At 35.1% G+C, this 23,691-nt stretch carries 20 protein-coding genes and 1 pseudogene; 15 read left to right on the top strand and 6 right to left on the bottom strand.

Translation table 11 applies throughout. The features are described 5' to 3' along the window. Positions 1 to 8 precede the first annotated feature (8 nt). From FC97_RS10390 to FC97_RS10370, 5 genes and pseudogenes are all read left to right on the top strand, one after another. Complete coding sequence (locus tag FC97_RS10390) at positions 9 to 320, top strand: toxin-antitoxin system HicB family antitoxin (RefSeq protein WP_235628562.1); 312 nt, start codon at positions 9 to 11, stop codon at positions 318 to 320. Positions 321 to 338: 18 nt separating this feature from the next. After that, positions 339 to 542 (top strand): annotated as a pseudogene (locus tag FC97_RS13290) (SPFH domain-containing protein); the annotation flags it as partial. Between the two features lie 307 nt (positions 543 to 849). Next, positions 850 to 1,389: a hypothetical protein gene (locus tag FC97_RS10380; protein ID WP_054643826.1), complete on the top strand. Its 540-nt coding sequence runs from the start codon at positions 850 to 852 to the stop codon at positions 1,387 to 1,389. Then, entirely contained in the window at positions 1,373 to 1,894 is a 522-nt protein-coding gene (locus FC97_RS10375) for a helix-turn-helix domain-containing protein (RefSeq protein WP_054643827.1), read from the top strand. The genes FC97_RS10380 and FC97_RS10375 overlap by 17 nt, the downstream gene beginning before the upstream one ends. Positions 1,895 to 1,896: 2 nt before the next feature. After that, the gene (locus FC97_RS10370; RefSeq protein WP_054643828.1) at positions 1,897 to 2,388 is read left to right on the top strand and encodes a hypothetical protein; all 492 of its coding nucleotides are present in this window, start codon (positions 1,897 to 1,899) and stop codon (positions 2,386 to 2,388) included. Between the two features lie 219 nt (positions 2,389 to 2,607). Here FC97_RS10370 and FC97_RS10365 read toward each other — a convergent pair whose 3' ends face one another. Both FC97_RS10365 and FC97_RS10360 read right to left on the bottom strand, forming a co-directional pair. Beyond that, entirely contained in the window at positions 2,608 to 3,813 is a 1,206-nt protein-coding gene (locus tag FC97_RS10365) for an AAA family ATPase (protein WP_054643829.1), read from the bottom strand. 545 nt (positions 3,814 to 4,358) lie between these two features. Then, positions 4,359 to 4,718, bottom strand: coding sequence for an ArsR/SmtB family transcription factor (locus tag FC97_RS10360; RefSeq protein WP_054643830.1), 360 nt, complete (start codon positions 4,716 to 4,718; stop codon positions 4,359 to 4,361). A 121-nt stretch (positions 4,719 to 4,839) separates the two neighbouring features. Here FC97_RS10360 and FC97_RS10355 point away from each other — a divergent pair, with 121 nt between their 5' ends. Then, positions 4,840 to 6,753 carry a heavy metal translocating P-type ATPase gene (locus tag FC97_RS10355; protein ID WP_054643831.1) on the top strand — a complete coding sequence of 638 codons (1,914 nt, stop codon included), beginning with the start codon at positions 4,840 to 4,842 and terminating at the stop codon, positions 6,751 to 6,753. Positions 6,754 to 6,792: 39 nt separating this feature from the next. Here FC97_RS10355 and FC97_RS10350 read toward each other — a convergent pair whose 3' ends face one another. The 3 genes from FC97_RS10350 to FC97_RS10340 form a co-directional block, all read right to left on the bottom strand. Continuing rightward, positions 6,793 to 9,975, bottom strand: coding sequence for an L-type lectin family protein (locus FC97_RS10350; RefSeq protein ID WP_056968197.1), 3,183 nt, complete (start codon positions 9,973 to 9,975; stop codon positions 6,793 to 6,795). A gap of 322 nt (positions 9,976 to 10,297) precedes the next feature. Next, positions 10,298 to 11,638 carry an NCS2 family permease gene (locus FC97_RS10345; RefSeq protein WP_054643834.1) on the bottom strand — a complete coding sequence of 447 codons (1,341 nt, stop codon included), beginning with the start codon at positions 11,636 to 11,638 and terminating at the stop codon, positions 10,298 to 10,300. 225 nt (positions 11,639 to 11,863) lie between these two features. Beyond that, positions 11,864 to 12,505 carry an SDR family oxidoreductase gene (locus tag FC97_RS10340; protein WP_054643835.1) on the bottom strand — a complete coding sequence of 214 codons (642 nt, stop codon included), beginning with the start codon at positions 12,503 to 12,505 and terminating at the stop codon, positions 11,864 to 11,866. 113 nt (positions 12,506 to 12,618) lie between these two features. Here FC97_RS10340 and FC97_RS10335 point away from each other — a divergent pair, with 113 nt between their 5' ends. After that, complete coding sequence (locus FC97_RS10335) at positions 12,619 to 13,380, top strand: flavodoxin family protein (RefSeq protein WP_054643836.1); 762 nt, start codon at positions 12,619 to 12,621, stop codon at positions 13,378 to 13,380. A gap of 124 nt (positions 13,381 to 13,504) precedes the next feature. On the opposite strand, the gene tpx is transcribed toward FC97_RS10335, so the two are convergent. Then, positions 13,505 to 13,999, bottom strand: coding sequence for a thiol peroxidase (gene tpx, locus FC97_RS10330; RefSeq protein ID WP_025085618.1), 495 nt, complete (start codon positions 13,997 to 13,999; stop codon positions 13,505 to 13,507). Positions 14,000 to 14,093: 94 nt separating this feature from the next. On the opposite strand from tpx, the gene FC97_RS10325 reads away from it, so the two are divergent. The 8 genes from FC97_RS10325 to FC97_RS10290 form a co-directional block, all read left to right on the top strand. Beyond that, positions 14,094 to 14,606, top strand: a complete 513-nt coding sequence (locus tag FC97_RS10325) for a GNAT family N-acetyltransferase (RefSeq protein WP_054643837.1) — start codon at positions 14,094 to 14,096, stop codon at positions 14,604 to 14,606. A gap of 112 nt (positions 14,607 to 14,718) precedes the next feature. Continuing rightward, positions 14,719 to 15,192 (top strand): LPXTG cell wall anchor domain-containing protein, encoded by a 474-nt coding sequence (locus tag FC97_RS10320; protein ID WP_054643838.1) that lies wholly within the window; start codon positions 14,719 to 14,721, stop codon positions 15,190 to 15,192. A gap of 125 nt (positions 15,193 to 15,317) precedes the next feature. Then, complete coding sequence (locus FC97_RS10315; protein WP_054643839.1) at positions 15,318 to 16,136, top strand: WxL domain-containing protein; 819 nt, start codon at positions 15,318 to 15,320, stop codon at positions 16,134 to 16,136. Positions 16,137 to 16,247: 111 nt separating this feature from the next. Beyond that, entirely contained in the window at positions 16,248 to 17,336 is a 1,089-nt protein-coding gene (locus FC97_RS10310; RefSeq protein WP_082397603.1) for a DUF3324 domain-containing protein, read from the top strand. Positions 17,337 to 17,426: 90 nt separating this feature from the next. Next, positions 17,427 to 18,413 carry a WxL protein peptidoglycan domain-containing protein gene (locus FC97_RS10305; RefSeq protein ID WP_054643841.1) on the top strand — a complete coding sequence of 329 codons (987 nt, stop codon included), beginning with the start codon at positions 17,427 to 17,429 and terminating at the stop codon, positions 18,411 to 18,413. 4 nt (positions 18,414 to 18,417) lie between these two features. Further along, positions 18,418 to 19,530: a DUF916 domain-containing protein gene (locus FC97_RS10300; RefSeq protein ID WP_054643842.1), complete on the top strand. Its 1,113-nt coding sequence runs from the start codon at positions 18,418 to 18,420 to the stop codon at positions 19,528 to 19,530. Positions 19,531 to 19,651: 121 nt separating this feature from the next. Next, positions 19,652 to 21,235: a BspA family leucine-rich repeat surface protein gene (locus FC97_RS10295; protein ID WP_054643843.1), complete on the top strand. Its 1,584-nt coding sequence runs from the start codon at positions 19,652 to 19,654 to the stop codon at positions 21,233 to 21,235. 168 nt (positions 21,236 to 21,403) lie between these two features. Continuing rightward, a partial coding sequence (locus FC97_RS10290; RefSeq protein WP_056968195.1) for an L-type lectin family protein occupies positions 21,404 to 23,691 on the top strand: 2,288 nt, incomplete at its 3' end.

The raw sequence follows: 23,691 nt of genomic DNA, 5'->3' as shown, positions 1-23,691 counted from the left end.
CAGATAAGATGATTGCATTAAGACTAGATAAAGATTTGTATGACCGAATAGCGGAAGATGCAGGTCGTGAGAATCGTAGTGTTAATAATTATATTGTCACCAAATTGAGTGAAGCTGTACCTACAAATAACCTCGAACAGCGCCAAATTGTAGGGTCTATCGTCAGAGGGGATAAGATCAACATGGCAAACGACTTGGTCGAGGTTAAAGGTATCTACTATCGCTATGATTTACTGGCAAACGATTCAGTTAACACCCAACGTAATTATCAGGTTATTAAAGCAAATGGTAATATCCTGACAATACAGGAATTAAAATAGAAAAGTAGGCGGGGAATAATGTTTGGATTTAAGGTAGTGCGTCAAAATCATGTAGGATTGGTTGAAACTTTGGGGAGATACAAGCGTGAAGTTAACGCTGGTTTGAGTTTTTACATTCCCATTTTTCAAAAAGTTAGAATAGTGGACCTTGCAATGATACCGTTGTCCTTAAAGGGATATTCCGTTATTACTAAAGATAACGCTGAAGTACAGACAGCGGTTCGTCATCTAATACCGGAAACTCCAGTTCAACAGCTGGTAGCGGCAGTTCTTCAAGTAACAGTGGTGAATCCTCATATGGAGGCAGTTCATCAGCATCTACTGACAGTTCTAGCAGTGATGTAAATAATGGTTATGCATCATCAGGTTATGGTGAATAAAAGAGTTTATGGATATATTAGATTTAATAGCTAATAAATTCATGAACTCTTTTTTAGAGTATTTACGTAATTTTAATTTGTAATGCTTATCTATTAAGATAAAGAAGTATCTGATGAATCACTTAATATAGTATGATTAGGGTGTAGTGATGGTAAAAAGAAGTAGTAAATTTATTATAAAATGTTTTTCTAACGAATTCGAAAATGATATGGCATTAAGGTATATATTTCGTTTATTTGATATTGATATATACTACAGAGAAATGTTACATAAGGCACAGGTTATTATTTCTAATCTTAATTTGAATCAAAATAATGAATTGTATAGTAAAAGTCAAAATAAATTGATAAAAAATAAATGGTCAACTAGACTGTTTAATAAATTAAATAATGAATATATGGATTTAATTATTGTCAAACGGCTCTCAGGACATAAAAGTATTTATGAAATAAGATTAGATGGGGCTAATATTTATCCCAGAATATTGTTTACTATATACGATGAACAAACAGTAATGACTTTTGGCGTTACTAAAAGGCCTCAGACAAAAGGGATAGATGGTATTATGGAAAAAATAAACGATTTGGCTTCGGAAAGTGAGATGCTAATTAAAGCAATTAGTGATAAAAAACAGAATAGAATAAAATATTTAGGTAGGGGAGATGAGATAGTTGAAATTCAATTTTAATGAAGAGTTTCTAAAAAGATATAGGGAAGATTCAAATTATAAAAATTTTGAAGAAATTAATAATTCTGAAGAAAATTATTTAGGAGATGAATTCTTATCTTTTAGAATACAAAAAGGATTGGAACAAGAAGATGTAGCAAATCGTCTAAATATGAACGTTAAAGATTATATTAAAATTGAAAGCGGATCAGGCAAGTTAAATATAGATACTTTAAAAGAATATTTGAATGAATTGAGAGATGCCCCATCTGATAATTCATTAGAGATATTAAATATGTCTTTTGATACCTCAACAGAGAAATTAAATATAAACTTTGGTATTTTAACTACTTCAACAAATCCTGAGGATTTAACTTCGAAAAAATTAGATATGTGGAAATTTAGAAATATAACCTTATATAGTAATGAAGATAAAAGAAGACAAGAAACTTTAGTACATATTATAAAAAGAAAATCAGATGATTTTTTAATAAAAGAAAATTCTTTTATGGAGGCATCAGTATAAATATGAAGGAAAAGTACATAGAATTAATTAGTGTAAAACAGGATTATCTGTTTAATGGGCCAAAGAAATATGTCGATGATATAAAAAAGATGTTGAATGATGAAGTATTATCAAAAGTCAAAGTAGAAGAAAAAGAATCAGATAACAGTGCTCAATTTAATTTAGGTGTTCTCGGGAATAATGATGGTAAACACTTATTTATTAATGTGGCCTTCGTGTATTCGTATAAGAGAAATTATAGGTCTGATCCGAATTATTATTCGATACTGGGAAAATTTGAATCATTGATGGAATCAGAGGAAGATATTAAGAATATTGATGATTTTAATGTATTTGTGAATGAAAATTTATTTACCTTGGTAAAACCAATTATGAATTCTATAAGTAAAACAATAAGTGAAATTACTGCAGATACATTGGATTATCCTAATCAATTGGACATATATAATGTTTTCAAAAGAAAATATGAAAAAAAATCAGAAAATAAAAATTAACTCAATTTATTCATAAAAGAATAAATAAGGTAAAATAGGAGCCAAGATTGTAATTTTTACAATTCTGACTCCTATTCCTTTGGCCTTGGAGAAAATATTTGTCCTGAAATACTAAAAGTTGAATATCTTACAATAACCCTAGCATGTCAAGCTTTATCGTAATATATTTATTATAAATAGCTACCTATCTTAGGTTGAATCCATGAGATAGGTAGTTATTTATCTTTTAAATTCCTTAATACTTTTAATGGTTGCTTTCTTTAGATCCATATAAGCATCATACTCAGGAGCGGTTCCCGAAATTGTACTTGACATAAAGACGTCTGACTTTAAAATATCACTTCTAACTTTAGCACTTGAATAACGAGTTAACGATATTTTATCGAATCTCCTCGCAATATAAATTTGGTCGTTTCTATCAAGGTCATCTAAGAATTCAGGATAATGTGTAGTGAATATTAATTTTGCATTATTTATATTAATAAATGGATCTTTAAAGTAATTTAAGAAGGTTCTGGTTATAGCATGATTAAAATGATTTTCAATTTCATCGACAAATATTATTCCACCATCTTTTAGAGTTGATAAAATCTGTGTATATAATGAAATACCTTTTGTCGTCCCAGATGACAAATAAGAATTAATTACTGAGAAACTTCCATCAGAAATTTCTCTTTGACCTTTGAATTTTAATCTAAAGAATACTTGATTAGTACCAGAACCTTCTATGGTTTCTTTCTTTAAATATTCAATTGAAGAATCCAAATAATTCAGAATTTCTGTGGGTACATTTCCCAAATTAGATACAGATCTATTAGGATTGGTGAAAATAGTATTATCTGTTATTCTTGGTGCTTGATATTTATGACTGCTGATCAATGACTTAAACAGAGAGTCATCAGGTGATAAAATGGACGAGACCTCAGGTTTTAAGTTATTTCTATCTAGCACAAGTTTTGATTTTTTGAAATTCAACAAATTCTTTTTACTCTCAGATAGTAATGCTTTTTTCGTGTAAATCTTTTCTTTGCTTATTACAAATTCTGGTTGTTCGTTGTTAATAACCTGTGAAATGCTCAGTTCATCTTTAATTAGTATGCTGTCAGTTCCGTATAGGAAAATATCAAAATCTACCGTGGAATTGTCGAATAATACCTCATTTAGACCTGTTTCACTAATTGATTTGTTACCAAACAATAAATATAAAATTCCCATTTCTAATTTCATAATCGTTGTTTTACCTGTAGCATTTTTTCCTACAATTGTTGTTAAATTGTTTGTGTAATTATTACCGTATAAATGATTAAGAGAATCAGCCTTGTCCCGAGCGACACAGCTTGAAGTTAATAGGGAAAAATCAATTTTTTCTTCAAATAAAGGATAATTTCGTATTCTGATATCTAGTAACCTTAGTCTATTTGTCATTTTAATATTCCTTTTTGCTATTAAAAACACTATTTTTAATTATATAGCTATTTTTCAATGACATACCATCATTTTAGAACACTTTTATCCAGAAAATGTGTTTGGAATAGAATAATGAGAACGATTGTTCAAACAAGATTTCTTCAAGTCATGACTTTATATTATCTATAATACTAATGATAGTGTAAGATATAATATTTTTGAGAGAGGAAAGTAACAATTATGTCTAATGATAGAACTGTAAAAATAAGAAAGTCTGGGCATTCAACCGTTTTAACTGTCCCTTCTTATATAAAACCTCAAGCAGACATTTATGATTTCACTAGGGAAATAACGGTGAAATCATTTATATTCCAAAACATTTGAACCCATTTAAAGATAAAAAGGTGATAAAAAAATATCGTAATTCTTTTCAAAAAGAAGAAATAGGTAAGTATCTTTTGGGAAATGAGTCATAGTAGTTCTATTCTCAACAGTCATTATCGTAGAAAATCGAAAATTCCACTAAATAACTAATCAAGTTATTTCAGTGGAATTTTTTTGCGTTAAAAGTCATTGTCATCCTCAATAATATGTTCCTTAGTTTGATTGAAGATGGTAATAATATGTTGATCACTCAAACGGTAATGAATATTTCTACCACGTCTGGCGTTGGAGACCAAGTTTAGTTGTTTTAAAATGCTGAGTTGGTGGGAGATGGAGGACTGGCTCATGTCCAAGGTATCAGCAATCTCACCGACACTTAAAGGTGTTTCAGACAAAGCTAAGATGATCTTAACTCTGGTCATATCACCGAAAGCTTTGAAGATGTTGACCATGGCTTCCAAATCGGTATCATCGGGTAAACCTTGTTTTAAATTATGGAGAGCTTGTTGATGTTCCATCTCAAAATTTTGTTCTGACATTTTTTGTTCCTCTTATCAAAATTAGGTTGCAAACTGATACTTCATTATATTATAATTCATATATGAATGAATGCTCATATATTCATTTGAACATGTAAACTCTTTCAAGGAGGACAACGTTATGAAATTATATAATGTCCAAACTGATTACAAAGTTAAAAAGAAAGCTAAACAAGTAAAAAATGAAATGAGTTCGGAAACAAAACTGACAATCACGCGACTATTGATTGCTTTCATTTTGTTGATAGTTGGGTCCAGTTCCTTTGTATCGGAACCTTTTAGTATTGTCTTATTAGTCGGAGCCTATTTAGTTATTGGGGCACGGATCGTTTGGCAAGCTATCAAGAATATTTTTCACGGAGAAATTTTCGATGAGAATTTCCTGATGAGTATCGCCACGATTGGGGCAATCATCCTTAAGCAATATCCTGAAGCCATTGCGGTTATGCTCTTCTATGAGTTAGGTAATGTTTTTGAAGATATCGCCGTCAATAAATCAAAACGTTCTATTTCAGCTCTACTAGAAGTGAAGCCAGCTTACGCAACCTTGATTTCAGGCAATCAGAACAAAAATGTTGATCCTAATCTAGTTCAGATTGGTGAAACAATCCTGGTTAAACCGGGGGAGAAGATTCCATTGGATGGGACCGTTGTTTTAGGCAGCTCAGCAGTTGATACATCAGCTCTAACTGGTGAATCAATGCCGCAATCAATCAAGGTGGGCGATACCGCTTTGAGTGGTTCGATCAATCAAACTGGAACGTTACAAATTAAAGTTACCAAGCTTTACAATGACTCGACCGTAGCTAAGATTTTGGATTTAGTTGAGAATGCTAGCAACAAGAAGGCCGATACGGAAAAGTTTATCACCAAGTTTGCTAAAATTTATACGCCAATCGTAGTCTTTCTAGCGGTAGCCTTGGCAATCGTACCATCTCTTATGACGAGTGATTGGAATACTTGGATTTACCGAGCATTAATTTTTCTAGTAATTTCTTGTCCTTGTGCCTTAGTTATCTCGGTGCCATTAAGTTTCTTCGGTGGTATCGGTGCAGCATCCAAGCAAGGAATCCTGGTTAAAGGGAGTAACTACTTAGAAGCCTTGAATGACGTGGATACAGTAGCTTTTGATAAGACAGGAACTTTAACTAAAGGTCAATTCTCAGTTGTGCAAGTCAATCCGGTAAATGTTTCGAAACAAAAATTGTTACAGATGGCAGCTAGTGTCGAGAAAAACTCGACTCATCCGATTGCTAAATCAATTCTTCAAGCTTATGAAGGCGAGCTGTTGACTGTTATTAAAGCCGATGAAAAAGCCGGACATGGTTTGGTAGCTCAAGTAAATGGTCAATCAGTTATCGTTGGAAATGCCAAAGCTCTCAAACAAAATAATATTACTTTTACTGAAACAGATGCCGTTGGAACAGTCGTTTACGTGGCTGTCGACAATCAATTCTGGGGTGATATTGTGATTGCTGATGTACCTAAGAGTGATGCTCAAAAAGCAATTCAATTATTGAACAATCGAGGAATTCACAAGAATGTCATGTTGACCGGGGATAATCAAATAGTTGGTCAGACAATGGCTCAGAAATTGAAGATGAGCGCCGTTTATACGAACCTTTTGCCAGAAAATAAAGTTGAAATTATCAATGATTTATTGAAAGTATCACATAAAAATAACAAAAAAGTCGCCTTTGTTGGTGATGGAATCAACGATACTCCCGTTTTAGCAACCGCCGATGTAGGATTTGCAATGGGTGGATTAGGTTCAGATGCGGCCGTTGAAGCTGCTGATATTGTCATCATGGGTGACGAACCATCAAAAGTTTCTGAAGCCATGAAGATAGCTAAAAAGACTCGTCGTATCGTGGTTGAAAATATCTCATTTGCTCTGATTATCAAGATTTTGTTCCTATTATTAGGGGCTTTAGGGATGGTCAACATGTGGCAAGCCGTTTTTGCCGACGTTGGGGTAACAATCATAGCTGTTCTAAATGCGATTCGATTACAATTTATCAATTTTGATAACTAATAGTGAGTACAAAAAAGAGACCCGCAAGGGTCTCTTTTTCTATAGACTTTCAGTTAAATTCCAGTGAACTTGACCTTTATAATCACCAGCTCTTGGCACAGTGTTAGCTTTCAAAAGAATGCCGTTATCAGATTTCCATTGATCACTAATATCAACTGTATGAGCTGCTAAACTGCTGTCTTTAGCAATCATAGGATTCATACTCAATGGAGTAGCTAAATCATCTTTATTGACGAATGCCATCGAGAGACCAGATTGCTCGTCAGTTGATGCGTAGTCTAAATTGCCAGCTTGAGCACTTAGAATCCAACCGGATTTGTAACTTGTAACATTCAAATCCCAGTTGCCAGAACGAGCGATATATCCCGGTTTAAATGACTTAGGATCAATTGTTTTGAAGCGATAATTGTTGAAGTCCAATTCCAAAGCTTTGGCTAAAATCTTCAAGTTAAAGGATTCTGTGTTAGTCTTTCGCCCATACGGATCAGTGAAGTAGACGGATACCACAGAAGTATCTTTGGTAGTAGGTAGTTTCAATTGATCACCAGTTAAGTTGAAACTCATATCAAAACTTGAAGTTTGAGCTTCAGTTGGGTTAGGCAATTTGAGATTAATCGGTGTTTGATCGTCAACTGTGAAGATACCAGTTAAATCATGATAGTTGAGGGCGTAGTCACTACCGTAAGTGAAATCTATTGGGAAGTAGACATTACCGCTAGGACCTAAGACAGTTAAGTCAGTAGATTTGGCAGTGATTTTTGGCGTAAGTTTAGGCACATTGACAGTGATTGTTGTACTTGCACTAGCGTATTTTCCATCTTGAACTGTGACTTTAACAGTATTTTTACCTTCAGCTAAGACGTTGTCTTCAGCAGGATTCTTTAGATAATCATCTAAAGTTTGAGTGACAGGCTTATCATAAGCAATTGGCTTCAAAGCAATATCGATCTTTTTATCATGGGCCACAGTTTTGGTAATCTTATGGACGGTGCCATCAGGATTGGTAATCTCATAAGTTTTGGTGGCATCTTCATCCTTGAATTGAGAATCATCAGAATATTTGTAGCTTCCTGATAGCGTGACTGGTTTATTATCATTAACTGTGATATCAGTTTTGTCAGGAGTGATGACCAGTTCACTATCGGTTATGGTGATGTTATAGGTTACGGTATTAGAAACAAGGCCTTGGCTGTCGGTTAGGTAAACTTTAATTTTATAATCGCCTGGATCTAAGGTGCCTTGGGGAACATCTAGTGAATAGTCACCTGTCGTGGCATCTTTAGAAACCGGTACGGTCCAAGTACTCTTTATATTTGTAGTTTTACCGTCGGCATCAAAGACTTCGCCATAAGCTGAGAGGTCGTCACCACTAAATTTAGAACTAAATAGGTAACTAGCAGTTCCTTCTAGTTTGAAGCCATCAGAACTTTTGACTTTTTGTGTCTCGCTGTCTTTTGAGGCTGCAATTTGTAGTTTTTGATTAGTTATTTTGAAACCATAACTCATAACATCGGCGTTATAGTAATCACTCTTATAGGAAGTATGTTCAGGATTGACGGTGGTTGAAGTAAGTGTATTACTAGTAGGTGCGTTGGCAGTACCGTAGATTTTGATGTTAAGTTCGGTACTCTTCTTGGAGAGAGCACCAAGATCCAAATTGAGTGTTTGAACCTCATCGCCGTCAGCATTTTTAGACGTGGTCAACTGTGAAGCACTGATGTAAGTAACACTATCAGGATTGTCGGGATAGGTAATTTCACCGATTCGATTGTTACTATCATTTTGATAAAGTACATGTTGTGGTAGTTGTAATTCGGCGGTAATATCACCTGTACCAATAGCACCAGAATTGTATTTCAAATTGTAATTAAAGGCTAATTTATCGCCATCATCAACCGTATAGTCTGAATCACTATCAGTTGGATTTGTATCACGACGATCAAGATCTTTGATAGCACGATTTTGAGTAACATCATAAAGACTGGATGCATCAATAACATCAGCAACAGCCGGAATTTTTTCAAGGATGATGTCATTATAGCCAGGCAATGAATTAGGGGAGCCAGTTGAACTGGTAAAGCCCCAACGAATCTTAGTCTGACCATCTTTTAAATTAAACTTTCTCAAATCGATTTTAATGGGACCATCAATATCACGAGGACGTTTGTCCCAAGTATGATATGGCTTAACAGTTCCGTCAGTTTCACGATCGTTGTAGACGTAATTGATGTAGCCATAGTTACTATCATCCTTATCAGGCTTGTAAGTGAAAGTAAAGTGATGCCAAGCATCTTTACCTGTAGCACCAGTAAGAGAGTCATAACCACCGATAGTGGCGTTGAATATAACATTATTATGGTGCATGCCGAAGAAGTAATAAGTTAGAGCCATCTTTCGTACGTATGTGTCTGGATCACCTGGATAGGCCCAAGCAACATGTTGGCCTTTAGCTTCTTGTGTTAGATGAGAATCGTATAAACCATCGAATAGGTCATCTGTTTTTTTGTCATTGAATTGTTCAACACCATCTTTAAGACCAGCACTTGAACTTGAATTATTGAAAGAATCAAATTCAAGGGCAAAACTGTTCTGAATAGCATTACCAGCAAACTCAGTTGAGTCAGAAACAGTGGCAGGTGAAGAAGTTCCTCCATAAACACCAAGAGATTCACCAGAAGCTGCATAATTCTTTTCGGGATCAATAAATGAAAGTAACCCAGCCTTTTTATAGTAACGTCCAATTGCGTTGATACCTCTATCGTCGTTTTGTAAGACTAAAGCAATCCCATCACCAGAAACATTGAACGTTGGTCCAACGTAGATCCAACCAGTGATAGTTTGTTCTTTAGTCAAATCAAAGTAGTTGTATGATTCAGTGGAATCATCGGGATTGGTCATACGTCCCCAAATAGAGCCTACTGCATTATCCTCTTTACCTGTCATTTGAATTACATCGACAGGATTAGGATTCGAGCCACCAGCTTTTAGAATTTGTACAGAGTTGTTGATATTCTTGGAACCTGAATAAACCGTAGGATATTCAAACAGATTACCAATCTTCATTCCATTCGGTGCAGCCTTCAGGACAGAATCATTTGATGGTGCCACATTGGAAAAGTCAACAACCGCATGAACATTGGTCGTACATATAGAAAAAATTGTTAACGTCAAAAAGAACATAATCATAGGTAATAAATTATGCCATAACTTGTGATAATTCATATTAATTTCCCCTTAAAAATACATTATCCGTAAGCTTTCACGATTATTATAATATCAAAATATAATATATGCTATATATAAGATATAAATTATAATAATTTGAATTTTATTAAATTAATGACATGTTGTGGCATATCAAATTAATAAAAGATGGTTGTTTCTGATTGAGGATAATAGGTATGATCTTAAGGTGAAAACAATTTTTCAATAATATCTAATCTTATGGAGCTAATAATTGAAGAAGTAAATCATAGTAAAATTTAAGACAAAAAAGAGACTCTAATCGTAATTAGAGCCTCTTTTTCATACTAAGATTCATTTTTTAACCTGGCAAAATGTTAATAAAGTAAAGTAGAACTACGAAGACGAAGAAGAGGATGTACATAATAGGTGTAACTTCTTTGCCTCGACCTGCAGCCCACATTGTTAATGGGTAGAAGAGGATTCCGAAAGCAAATCCGTAAGAGATATTGTATGTCAAAGGCATTCCTACAATAGTAAGAAAAGCCGGCATAGCAATTTCAAATCTGTTCCAGTTAATTTGTCTCATTGATTGAGCCATTAAGATACCAACAATAATCAATACTGGTGCGGTAACATTTGAAGTTACCACAGTCAGTAGTGGTGAGAAGAACATGGCAATGGCAAACATGATACTGACAACGAGGGATGTTAATCCTGTACGACCACCGATAGCGATACCAGCAGAAGATTCAACGTAAGCAGCAGTTGGAGTAGTACCCATAACAGCACCACCTAACATTGAAATTGAATCAGCCATCAAAGCACGTCCAATTCTAGGCATCTTGTTGTTCTTCATGAAACCAGCCTGTTCGGCTAAACCAATCAAAGTACCAGCAGTATCAAAGAAGGCTACAAGTAGGAAGACTAGAACGACTGCCCAAAGTTTTGGATCGGAAAGATCAGGTAAGTGAGCGATACTGACACCAAAAGTTGGCTTCATACTTGGAATAGTAGAGATAACTTGTTTTGGCAAAGGAATCAATTTGGTTACTAATCCTAAAATGGTAGTTAGTACCATACCGATAAAGATTGAACCAGGAACTTTTTTAGCCATTAGTAAACCAGTTACAACTAGTCCGAAGATAGTCAACCAAGTTGTGGGAACTGTTAATGAACCCATAGCGACAAGGGTTGATTTACTACCAACAACTAGGCCACCACCTTGTAGTCCAACAAAGGCGATGAAAAGTCCGATACCTGATGCCATAGCCAATTTCAAATCATGTGGAATTGAGTCAATAACCAATTCACGTAATTTAAGAACGGAGATTAGGAGAAAAAGGATACTGGACATGAAGACCCCAGCCATTGCGGTTTGCCAAGGGATTCCCATGGCTAGTACAACCGAGTAAGTGAAGAAGGCATTATCACCTAAACCTGGAGCTATTGCAATTGGATAATTAGCTAATAATGCCATTAAAATAGAACCTAAGATTGCTGAAAGAGCAGTAGCTGTGAAGACAGCACCTTTGTTCATACCCGCGACCCCTAGAACTTGCGGATTGACAAAGAGGATGTAGGCCATTGATACAAAAGTCGTCAAACCAGCTAGAATTTCACGTCTAACAGTAGTCTGAGCTTCTTGGAGATGGAATAATTTTTCAATGAAGCTACGATTTGAATCTGTTGATGATTCCATGATATAACCCCCTAAGTTTTTAATTACTTAGAAAGTATTACAAAAATTATGGAAAATAGCAAGTGAAATACGATTAATTCAAGCTACAATTCGTATAATTGTTCGTATTTATATCTATATAATTATAATTATTATCTAAAAAGTACATGATGAATAATCAAATAACGAATTATATTTAAAAAAGCCAGCAACTCAAGCTGAGTCACTGACTATTATTTTCGATATTTAACTAAATATATCTTCTTCAGGCTGATCACCACTGGCAAAGGTGTACTCTTTACCGATTGTTGATGAATTCTGAATAATTAATGCTAAAGCTTTAGCAACGTCAACTCGAGGAATTGTGTCGTTTTCATTAGGTCCTAATAATTTGATCTTACCAGTTCCATCTTCATTAGTTAGTGTTCCGGGATGGATAATTGTGTAATCGAGACTAGTGCCACGCAGATGATCGTCAGCGTAATGTTTTGCGGTCATGTAAGGCCTGATGCCACTTGCGTCCCACTTATTTCGATTGTCACTAAAGACAGAACTAACCATAATATAACGTTTGATTCCAATTGCTTCGGCAACCATCATTGTTTTGATAGCACCATCGAGATCAATTTCAACTGTCAAAGCGTCACTAGCACCACCAGCGCCAGCAGAGAAGACGATAACGTCAGCTCCAGACTCTTCAATTGAATTCTTAATATCGTCTAGAGAAGCTGTTAGATCGATAAATTGAGTTTCGATATTGTTTTCGTTGTAGGCCTTGATTTGTTCTTGACTACGCAATCCAGCAACAAATTCGATGTTTCTTGATTGTAATTCACCAATTAGTAGGTGTCCGATTTTACCATGGGCACCAATAATAAGAACTTTCATAAATTCAAAACCTCCTTAGTTAAACATACTGTAGCAACAATTTTTTAATAATGCTAGTGTTTTGAATCTTATATTTGAGTATATTAGACTTATATACAAAGGGGAAATAAGATATGAAAATATTAGGAATTTTGGCCTCCCATCAAGAACATGGTCTCAATGCCCAAATGTTGGATGAAGTGTTGAAAAATGTTGATAGTGGAGTCGAAACAGAAACAATCTTTTTAGAGAACTATGATATTACGCCGCATAAATATCATGAAGATAATCCCATTTTGGACGAGTTAGCGCAAAAACTGATGGACAGTGATGTCTGGGTCTTTGCTGCACCAACTTATTGGCGAGAATTGTCAGGGGTTCTAAAGAATTTCTTTGACTGTATGCGACCTAAGTTTGTCTATTTCAAACAAAATGGTGATACGATACCCGGGCCATTCAAGAATAAACATTACTTGAGTATTTCTTCTTGCTACGTTTCTACATTAGAAAACTTTGTTACTGGTGTGACCGACGATTCATTTAAGACGATTGATCGAGTAATGTCAGCCGCTGGAGTAATTAAAGTAGGGGAAATAGTTTTACCTAATACCTTTGGCATGAAAACCATTCCATATAATAAGAAGAAACTGTGTCAAAAGTATGCTAAAAAGATTTCTGTCAGAAAGAGAAAGGATGATTCAACCGTGAAAAGATATATACAGCTATTCTTTATGATTGCCATAATGGCACTAATAACAATGGGGATTCAATTACCACTCTCGGGATGGATCGGTAATAATTTTTGGTTGAATTATGCTAGTTTTACGATAATATTCTTTGTCTTGCTGGCCTGTATCTTGCACTTTGTAACTTTTGTCAAACATCGTCGTCGTTAAACTAAAAAAATCTCGGTCAATTTATTGTAAATTGGTCGAGATTTCTTGTTGAAATGTATTATTATCAGGAATGGTTCTTCACATTTGTATAGGAATGTTACAAATGTTAAATGGTTCGTTGAATCTAATTCATTTGGTCAATCTGATCCAGTACTTTATCATAACTTGGTTCGTCAGTTTGTACTGGAACTACTTCAGAGTAAGTGATTTCGCCGTTAGGATCAACTACCCAGACTGAACGTGCCAAAATGTCCAAGTCCTTGATCCAAAGATTGGATTTCTTACCAAAGTCACGATTGACATCAGCTAACATCTGCATGTTCTTAACATTTTCAGCTGCACACCAGTGAGTTTGTTCTTCAACAGTGTTAGTAGAAATGGTAACGAAGTTGATAGCTGAATGACCATCGACTTCTTCATTGAAATGTTTAGTTTGAATACTGCAGACACTAGTATTGATATTAGGAACGACACTAATCAATAATGGCTTATCTAGTAGATCACTGAGCTTGATTTCTTGATTGTTCTTATTTAATACGGTAAAGTCAGGGAACTTATCTCCAACAGATAGAGGTTGACCAATTGTGGCAACAGTTTGTCCTTTAAATTCCAAATTCATACGAATATTCACCCTTTCTTTTTTGACGCTAGACCTATTATAAGGTAGGGCAAAATAAAAACCTAGAAATTAGATTGCAAATTGAGGTGGTGCCATGTTAATAGTAGGAAAAGATATTAAGATAAGAGATTTTACGGAAACTGACTTTCCCCAGTTTCAAGCATTAGTCGGTGATAAAGCCAATCATGAATTGGCGGGATTGGAGTACAGTACCGATTCAGATTATGTTCATCAATTGTTTGAAATGTATCGCAAAAGAGATGATGCCAATGTCATTGCTGAAGTAGAGAATAATACAATGGTAGGAATTATCGAGATCAATCATCGTGGAGAGTCTGCAGACCTTGCTCTGACAAGAGAAATAGGTTTTGCTATCGATCAAAAGTATCGACAAAGGGGATTTGCAACAGAAGCAATGCAGTTAGTGATTGATTATGGATTCAACCAGTTGCACTTGAAAGAAGTTTGGGCATCCACTGAAGAGAAAAATCAAGTTCCTCAGAAGATTTTAGAGAAATTAGGGTTCAAATATATCTACAGTGCCGACCAAGCGCTTCCATTCGCAACCCAGAGCAATATAGTCAGATATTACCTTCTGAAGAAATAGTTCACTTTTTGTAAGAAATTCTTAATTATTTCGGAGCAAGTGAATGGTATACGGATGGTACTATACTACTTGTAAGGAGAAAATAGACTGACTTTTGATGAGAGGTTTTTATATGAAAAAAAGAACGAGAACTAGAAAAAGTCTCACAGTCAAAAAGCGAATAGTCGGTTTCTTCGCGATTGCCGTTATATTGTTGGGCGTAATTGGAGGATTTGGTTTTACTCGTGTAATAGCTGAATCTAACAGTACAACAGGAGGTGGCGTTGACAGATCAGCACCGATGGCGGTCGTCGCTAGCAAGTCAGAGTCATCTGGCGTAGATGGCGGCGGTGGTACAAATGCTAATGTGGTATTGAGTAGCGATAATACAGGGACAAGTACAGGGACTCAGTCAAAGATGACTGAATCTGGATACACTCCCTCAGTTAACGTTAACAATATGTCAACTTATCCGCAGACAGGCGATGCAAGTGATACCGGATTGATCATCACCGGCTTTACGATTTTGATTGGTCTATTCGCTTTTTACGGTTATAAGCTCCGCAAAAGCTTAATGGTTTCAACTGATTTAAGAGCTTCAAAATGATTCAATTCCGATAAATATCTTTTACAAATTATGAGATGTACGGTTCGTAAAATTTGGTATTATCTAATTGTAATCAAGAAAGACAAAAACAAAAAAATAATTTTCTATATCAGGGAGGATATATCATGAAATTATCTAAGAGTGTTTTAGCAGGATCATTAGCAACAGCAGGAATCGTTTTAGGAGCAATCGCACCAGCATTGACAGCACAAGCTGCAACAACAACTGGTAGTGTTGACGATAACGGTAATGTTACAGGTTTGGCAACAGCAGATGATGCTGCTAAACATGGTGGTTTGGCAATTGCTTATGAAGATGGTGGCAAAACAACAACTACTAGTGAAGCAACAATGAATTCAAATGCTAACGTTAAGGTTGCCGATGGTGTCCTAATGCTGAATGAAGTTCCTGACTTTGGATTCGGTACAGCTGCAATTGGCTCAAAAGTAAATCTACAAGAAAACAAGTATTCTAATCAAGAATCAGAATCAAACAATAACAGTGCTGTTCAAATTATTGATTCACGTAAGTCAGCTGCTGGTTTCAAATTAACAGCAGGTATTACAGGATTCTCATCAACCGATAAGTCAGCTGCAGTTCAACCATTTACATTGAACTTAGGTAAGACAGCTTTACTTGATGGCGATGGTGCTAATATTACAACTGCTAATACAGGATCAGCTGCAAATGATGCTTTGAATACAGATGCAATCTCAATTTCAGGTAAAGATGCTGATGCTGTTGGTGATCCAGGAACAATTGCAACCCTAGCAAAGGATACATATAAGACTGGTGTTATTAATGCATCATATGCTCCAAAGGATGACAATGTTTCATTGGATCTATCAAAGGGTTCACAAATTAGTGGAACAACACCAAGTGTTAAGTCATATAATGCTAAGATTACTTGGACATTGACAGCTACACCTACAGTAGAACCTTAAGCAGAACTTTAATTTTATAAATAATACATTATAAATTAAGACCACTACTACATTAGTAGTGGTTTTTATTTTATAATGTAACTGTTATCAGAAAAGTATTATCGGAGGATTATGATGGGAAAAAGAAAAACGAGTTTATTATTAGTGTTGTCGTTTATTTTTGCTCTGCTTACTTTTGGGATTGGTGGCAATGTGGTCAATGCCGCTACTTCCGGTGACTATGCTTTAAAAGTTGGTGGTCAAAACAGTGATAATTTGAATATAGATGGTGGAAATTATTACGTAACCGGTGATCCTGGGCAAACTGTTGATCTTCAGTTGTTAGTAGTAAATAAGTCTAGTGACACTCGTCAATTTAAATTTCAAGTTGTTACAGCCTATACAAATGACAAAGGAACGTTAGCTTTTGATAAAACAAAAGTTACTGATCCTTCATTGAAGTACCCACTTAGAAATTATGCAACTCCAAAGGATGCCGTTTTCAAAGTTCCAGGCAATAAAACGGCAACTTTGACCTTTAAAGTTACAGTCCCTAAGTCAAAGTATAATGGAACGATAATGGGTGGTGTAACAGTATCACCATATAAGGAAAAAGCAAAGGGAACTGTTTCAAGCAATGGTACGTTAATCAAGAATAAGTTTAGTTATTCAATTCCAATTCAGATAAAACAAAAGGGTGCAGAGAATGAAGCCCCTAAATATTCTGTTCGAACGGTTAGACCGGCTTTAGTACTTACTTCAAGTGGAAGTCATCAAGGTGTGAATGCCAATGTCCATAATTCAACAAATGGTTATGCAGGTGCTTTGAGTGCAACTGCTGTTGTTACTAAAAAAGGTGACAAAAGTTTCAAAATTAAACAGAATTATGAAGCTCAAGATATTGCTCCAACAACCAATTATAATTTAGGGATTTCATGGGGTAAGAGAAGCTTTCAATCTGGTGAATATCATTTGAAAGTTACTTACAAAACAGCCGGTGGTCTTAAGAGTTGGGTCTTGAATAAGGACTTCTCAATTACCAACGATCAAGCTGCTAAATATAATAAGCTAGCTGGGCAAAAGCCTAATTACTTATGGCTATATGTTCTTCTTGGTATTTTAGCATTAGCAATTATTCTTGGTTTGGGTATCTACTTAGATAGAAGAAATAATAATAAAGATAATAATTCAAACAATACCTCAAGAAGACGTCGTCGTTAATATTTATAATAAAAAAATAAATTAAGCTGTTCCAAGACTTGGAGCGGCTTTTTTAGTATCATTGATGTTATAGAGTATAGAGGTATGTTTATGAATAAAAAAGTTATGTTTGTTCTGTCATTTATACTGTGTTTAATGAGTTTTGTTGTTTTTGATCAGGAAACAGCTAAGGCTGATATTGATGGCATCACGGTAACTCCATTAATTGAAGACGATTCGAGTGGTGTTACTGATCGTTTCCAAATTGTGGGTAAAGCAAATTCTGAAAGAACATTGCGTATATCTATTGGTAACTTTGGTATTAAAAGGTTGAGATTGAGAATCCAACCTACCAATGCTACAACTTCGATGGATGGGAAAATAGTCTATAAAAATGTAGTTAGAGCTGGTCAATATGGACTACAGTATTCTTTTTCCGATATGACCAAGCCACAGACAATAACTATCAAACCAAATAGCACGAAGGATTTGACTTTTAAAGTTAAACTACCTAAGGGTAAAATTAATGGTTTGATTCTGGGTGGATTTAACGTATATGATATTAGTGGAAATTCTTCAGGAAATGCTAATGTTCCAGTATGGATAACTGATGATAATAAACCGGTCGGGGGAATCTTGAGTCTCCGTAATTTGGGCCTAGATGTTATTGATAAAAAACCTCATATGATAGTAAATCTTCAAAATAAAGAACCAGGAATGATGAAAAATGTTATTATTCATATGACTGTAAAGCGTAAAAGTTGGCTAGATAGATTTAATCTTGGACCCAAAGAAATGGTCGCAGATTTAACTTATCCTAAAGTCGCTCCTAATTCGCGTATTCCAGTAGATTTTGATCAAAATACTACACCAATCGAAGCTGGAACTTACGTTGTTAAGGGTGCGGCCCGGAGTGGAAAAGCCACGTGGACTTTCCATAAGACGTATAAAATTACGCAAGATCAGGCAAATGATATTAATAAACGTTGTAAAGGTTTGATCTATAACAAGACTACAACTTATATTCTGATTGTCTGTGTCTTAGTATCATTGATTTTCCTTATTTTTTGGGCTATTTGGTATTCAGGTAGGAGTTAAAAATATGAAAAAACGAATAATATTATTTTTCTCAACATTGTTGATGTTATTGATTGCCTTTTTACCAGCGACAACGGTGAAGGCTGCACCAGACAAATCTTATGCGATTCAAGCAATTTTACCTGACAATCAGATTGACAAGAACGAGTCATATTTTGATTTGAAGATAACTCCTAAGAAGGAACAAACCTTAAAAGTTTTAATTGCGAATACTGGTACGAAACCAATTACAGTCACTGCCGAAATCAATAATGCTTATACAGCTGATTCGGGTGTGATTGGCTATGACAAATATAATGCTAAATTGTACAAATCAAAACTTCCTTCATTGACGTCATTGGTTGATGGTTCGAGAAAGCAAGTTGTAAAGTTGGATACTGGTGAGAATAAGACAGTTGAATTCAAAGTTAAGTCGCCGGATTCGGAATACGCTGGAATTATTCTTGGTGGTGTTACTACTACAGCTTCAGTCAGTCCTACTAAGTCAAAAAATATCAATATTAAGAATCAAGTGCGTTACGTTAAGGGTGTCGTTTTACGTTCAAAAGATGACGGAGTAATGCCTAGTATGCATTTAACTTCAGCTGCACCAAGAGCTGTAGCGGGGTCAACTGGTATTTCTTACATGTTAGATAACACAGCTCCAATTAACATTAATAAAGTTAAATTGACTGCTCGTATCAAGCATAATGGTAAGACGATTAAATACAACGCTGACAATTTGCAAATTGCGCCTAATTCACAATTCAATTACTTTATTCCGATTAGTAAATTGACATCAGGAACTTACAAAGCACATATTACTTTGAAAAATGATTCTGGTTTCTCACAATCATTTGATAAAAATATATCGGTTCAACAAAAAGAAGTCGATAGTGTTAAAGAAGCTATCAGTCCTAAGCAGAAGAGTAATAATAAACAGTGGATTGGTATTATCATTGGAATTATTGTTTTAATCATAATTGTCGTTTGGATGTACTTGTACTACTCACAACGTAACAAGAACGGTAAAGGACCTAAAGGTCGTAGTGGATTGAGATTCGGTGGAAAACCAAAGAATGATCCTAATAAGGCTACTAGATCCGGTAATACAAGGTCTTCACGTTATAAGAAATAGTAAAATATGTTCTAGCTCTCTATCTGTTTGGTCAGGTGGAGGGCTTTTTTTGCGATTAAATATCTGAGTGTTAGAATGGAACCGATTACGGGATCACGATATGTTTTAGGAGGGATTAATATTGAAAAGTTATAGGTTCAAATTGGGACGTATTTTAATAGTCGCTGCCGTTTCAACAGCAATAATGTCAGCAGCAACCACTCTTAATAATGTATCTACAGTACATGCGGATACAGTTAGTGATAGCAGTGTGGTAAATACCAACAATCAGGTGCAGACCAACAGCAATATCAAAACGGGTACTTGGGGAACAGCTACCTGGAGCTGGGATCAAAATGCTAGCGAAATAACTGTAAGTGGAGGCCAAGCAGGTGAAGCATCTGATGCGCCATGGAATAGGAATAGACCCAATTTTGGATTACAGAAGATTAATTTCACAGGGAAATTAATCTTACCTGCTAATTGTCAAAATTTATTTAGTGCTTTAACAGGTCTCACCTCTATGAACGGTATGAGTAATCTTGATACATCAAATGTAACTAATATGAGTGATATGTTCTTTAATATGCCTAGTATAACTAATTTGGATGTAAGCCATTTCGATACTTCTAAAGTCAATAGAATGGATGATATGTTTACTGATGACAGGTTACTTAGGTATGTGGATGTGAGTCATTTTGACACATCGAATGTTACTAACATGGGTGGAATGTTTTTTGATACATTTGTACTAAAAAATCTAGATGTGAGTCATTTTAATACATCAAAAGTAACTGATATGTCTGATATGTTTTATGCTATGTTTAGGTTAACCGATTTGGATGTAAGCCATTTTGACACATCAAAAGTAACTGATATGTCCGATATGTTTGGCCGTCTGAATGATTTAAATGAATTAGATGTGAGTCATTTTAATACATCAAAAGTAACTGATATGTCTCATATGTTTATGTGGAATTTTAGCTTAACTAATTTAGATTTAAGTAGTTTTGATATGTCTAATGTAAGTAAAACGGAGGGAATGTTTGAAGATGACTCTAGATTAAATACTTTGGTTCTTGGATCAAAGAATAAATTTAGATCAAATACAGGTTTGCCTGCTGTTAAGGAATCAGGTGATTATTTAGGAAAGTGGAGAAATGTCAAGGATATAAATGGAGATAATATAAATAACGGAAGTACTTACACCTCAGACGATCTTTTAACAAACTACACACCAGATAGGGCAGGAACTTATGTATGGGCAAAAAAGAGTAAAGATGTGTCTGATATAAAAGACCTTTATAATGATGTAAAGTTAGCAATTAGTTATTCTGCTGGTATGTTCAATTCTGAACCTGGTAATTCACTGAAGTATAAAGATGAGTTCAATGGTAGATCAATATATGGTGCTTTGGATTATGCATACAATTCCAATAATTATAATGAACTCATTAAAGTAATGCATGATTCACTGGCAAAAGCACATGAGTCAATTGGTTCATTACAAGTAAATAACGCTAAGGCTCAAGAGCTGGGATTAAATGTAGATCAATTGAAAGAGGATTTATCCAAAGATTCAGTTCCATATGAATATAGTAATGATAATGATATAGATGGTATTAATAAACAACTAGATTCATTTGTGTCTGTACGAGCAAAATATAATAAACTCGTTCAACAAGGAGTTTTTGATAAGTCGAATTACTGGACGATTAATAAATAAAACTAAAATTTAAGATTACAAAAATTCTCTCGTCATAAGAAATAACTATTAATACTTCAAGTGAATAGTGCTTGAAGTATTTTTTTATTATTTTTTTTATGAAGTAGAGATATTTTCTTATTGAGAATATAATAAGGTTTACAAGTGGTTTGAAAGAGGGTGTTTAATTTGAAGACTAAATATCTTTGGCGAGGTTTTCTATTCCTTCTTATTAATGTTGCGGTCGTTTTTGTTAGTGGAGTGACAGTTAAAGCTGATGATACGCCAACTGGGCTAAGTAATGATGATGTCTTGGGATATACACCGAACGGTTCTATCATAGGTAGACCGGCAAAGGATGGTATTTTTACTAAACCATCCAGTTTGATCAATGGTGGAACGAATGCAGCCGCTGTTGTTAATAATACTTTGAGTAATACGGTTTACATGACTTTTTGGAGTAGTAAAAATAATAATGGGATTTTATGGTCAAATGAGAATAATAAGATGGATGTCACTAAGAATGCTTATTTTTCATTCTGGATAAAAATTCCTGTAGACACTGCTAGTGGTGGTGGATTAGCATTCGTTATGCAAAACGATCCTAATGGCACTAATGCCTTGTCAACTTTGAATGGCAATGCGACGGCACCGATGGAAACATTAGGTGTTTGGGCAGCGGATCAGAACACATCCCATTTGGCGAACGCTATTCAAAATAGTTGGGCACTAGAATTTGATAATTATCCTAATACTAGTGGGACGGTGAATAATGCCTTTGACAAAGATTCGAGTCTGGATAGCACTCAATTAGGCAGTGACAAAATTCATATTGCTTCAGGATATCCGGATGATGAACAATCTTATTTACCTTTGAGTAATGGGGCTTATTCATTGATCCATCAGTCACCAATCTATCGGACGATTGGTACAAATAGCGGTTGGCATCATGTTTCAATTCTGTATAATCCGAATAATGATGGTAAGACAGCTAATGTTACTTATAAATTCAATGATAAGAATATTGATGGTACACCGAACACTAATACTGGAGTAGATTCTGCTACAAATCCAGTCGAGGCAGATAAAACGGTTGAAATCGACTTGAGTAAATTTAATTTAGGCAGTGATAAAAAGGTTACTTGGGGTTTTGTTGGTGCTGGTAATACGGTAGCAAGTGAATCTCAGTTGATTTATGAACAATTATCTTCGTTGGCTGATGTTTCAGTTGGTGCTAAAATTTTTGATACTACTCAAAATGATCGTGAATTGACTTCTAATTATAATGAAATCAATGCAGGAGATAATCTGAAGCTACAATATGATTTGAAATATAATGGTGGACAAGAAGACGTTGGTAAAATCAAAACGACGATTGATGTGCCCAAAAACGTTACTTTAAATTATGGGGCTTCAATTAAATTTGCTAATGGCAATACGGAAAATATTTCTAATTCAGAAATTGACACAGCTAATAAGACCGGAGTTTTGACCCACACAATCAGTTTGGTTACGAATGTGTTGAATACAACTAATAATCAGGCAACACTTACTTTAACTGGTACGACACCGACAACGGTTGCTGATAATACGAAGGTACCATCTAGTCATGCTCATTTTGCCAGTGATACATATATTGGTGATGCGATGGCGACTGATTTTGTTATTCGTAATCCTAAAATTAAAACTCTCAATTTGGATGCTAGTTTGTCATCGACTGAGATTTCAACTATTACTAGCACTAATTTGAAAGGGTCACTTACTTATGCCGATGGTAGTGCCTTTGAGAGTGAAGGAGCCCTTCTAAACGTGACAGTCGATGGCAAAAGCTTGAGTCAAATGGCGGTTACGGCTACTGATGATAGTAAGAAGATTGATTTTTCAATTCCATTTTACGGTAGTTCTGATGCTGGAAATGATTTACCTGAACAAGAGATTCTAGGCCCAGGTACACATACAATAACGATCTCGGCCAATGATCACTACAACAATAAGTCAGAGACAAAGACTTTTAAGGTCACAGTTGATGCGCAATCGTTGAAACTTGATTTAGGCGATGGTAATTTTTCATTTGCTAATATCCAATCATATTATTCCGGGGATGTAATTCGGAATAGCGATTGGCAAGTTAATGTGATTGCTAAAGATTCACCGTGGTCCCTATTAGCCAGCGCTACTTCTTTAGTGAATGACAAGAATGAAACTTTTGACGGTGAAATGTTTTATCGAGATGATCAGGGTGAGGTAGCTGATTTGGAATCGCCGACACTCATTAGTAATTCAGAAATTGAAAACTCGGAGACTGGTACTTTTGATGTGACAAAAGATTGGTCGAAGAGTACCGGAATCTTGTTGCATTCAGATGGTGATTCGGTTTCCAGTGGTAAATATACGGGGACCATCAATTGGACTTTGAATAATGGTTCTAAACTTTATCGTGTTGGTAGATTAATTCTACGGACACGATTTTTTTATAC

The organism is Companilactobacillus kimchii DSM 13961 = JCM 10707, from assembly GCF_001435445.1.
GTDB lineage: Bacteria > Bacillota > Bacilli > Lactobacillales > Lactobacillaceae > Companilactobacillus > Companilactobacillus kimchii.
Note: the sequence above shows the minus strand (reverse complement) of the source record. Positions and strands in the feature narration are given on the sequence as shown.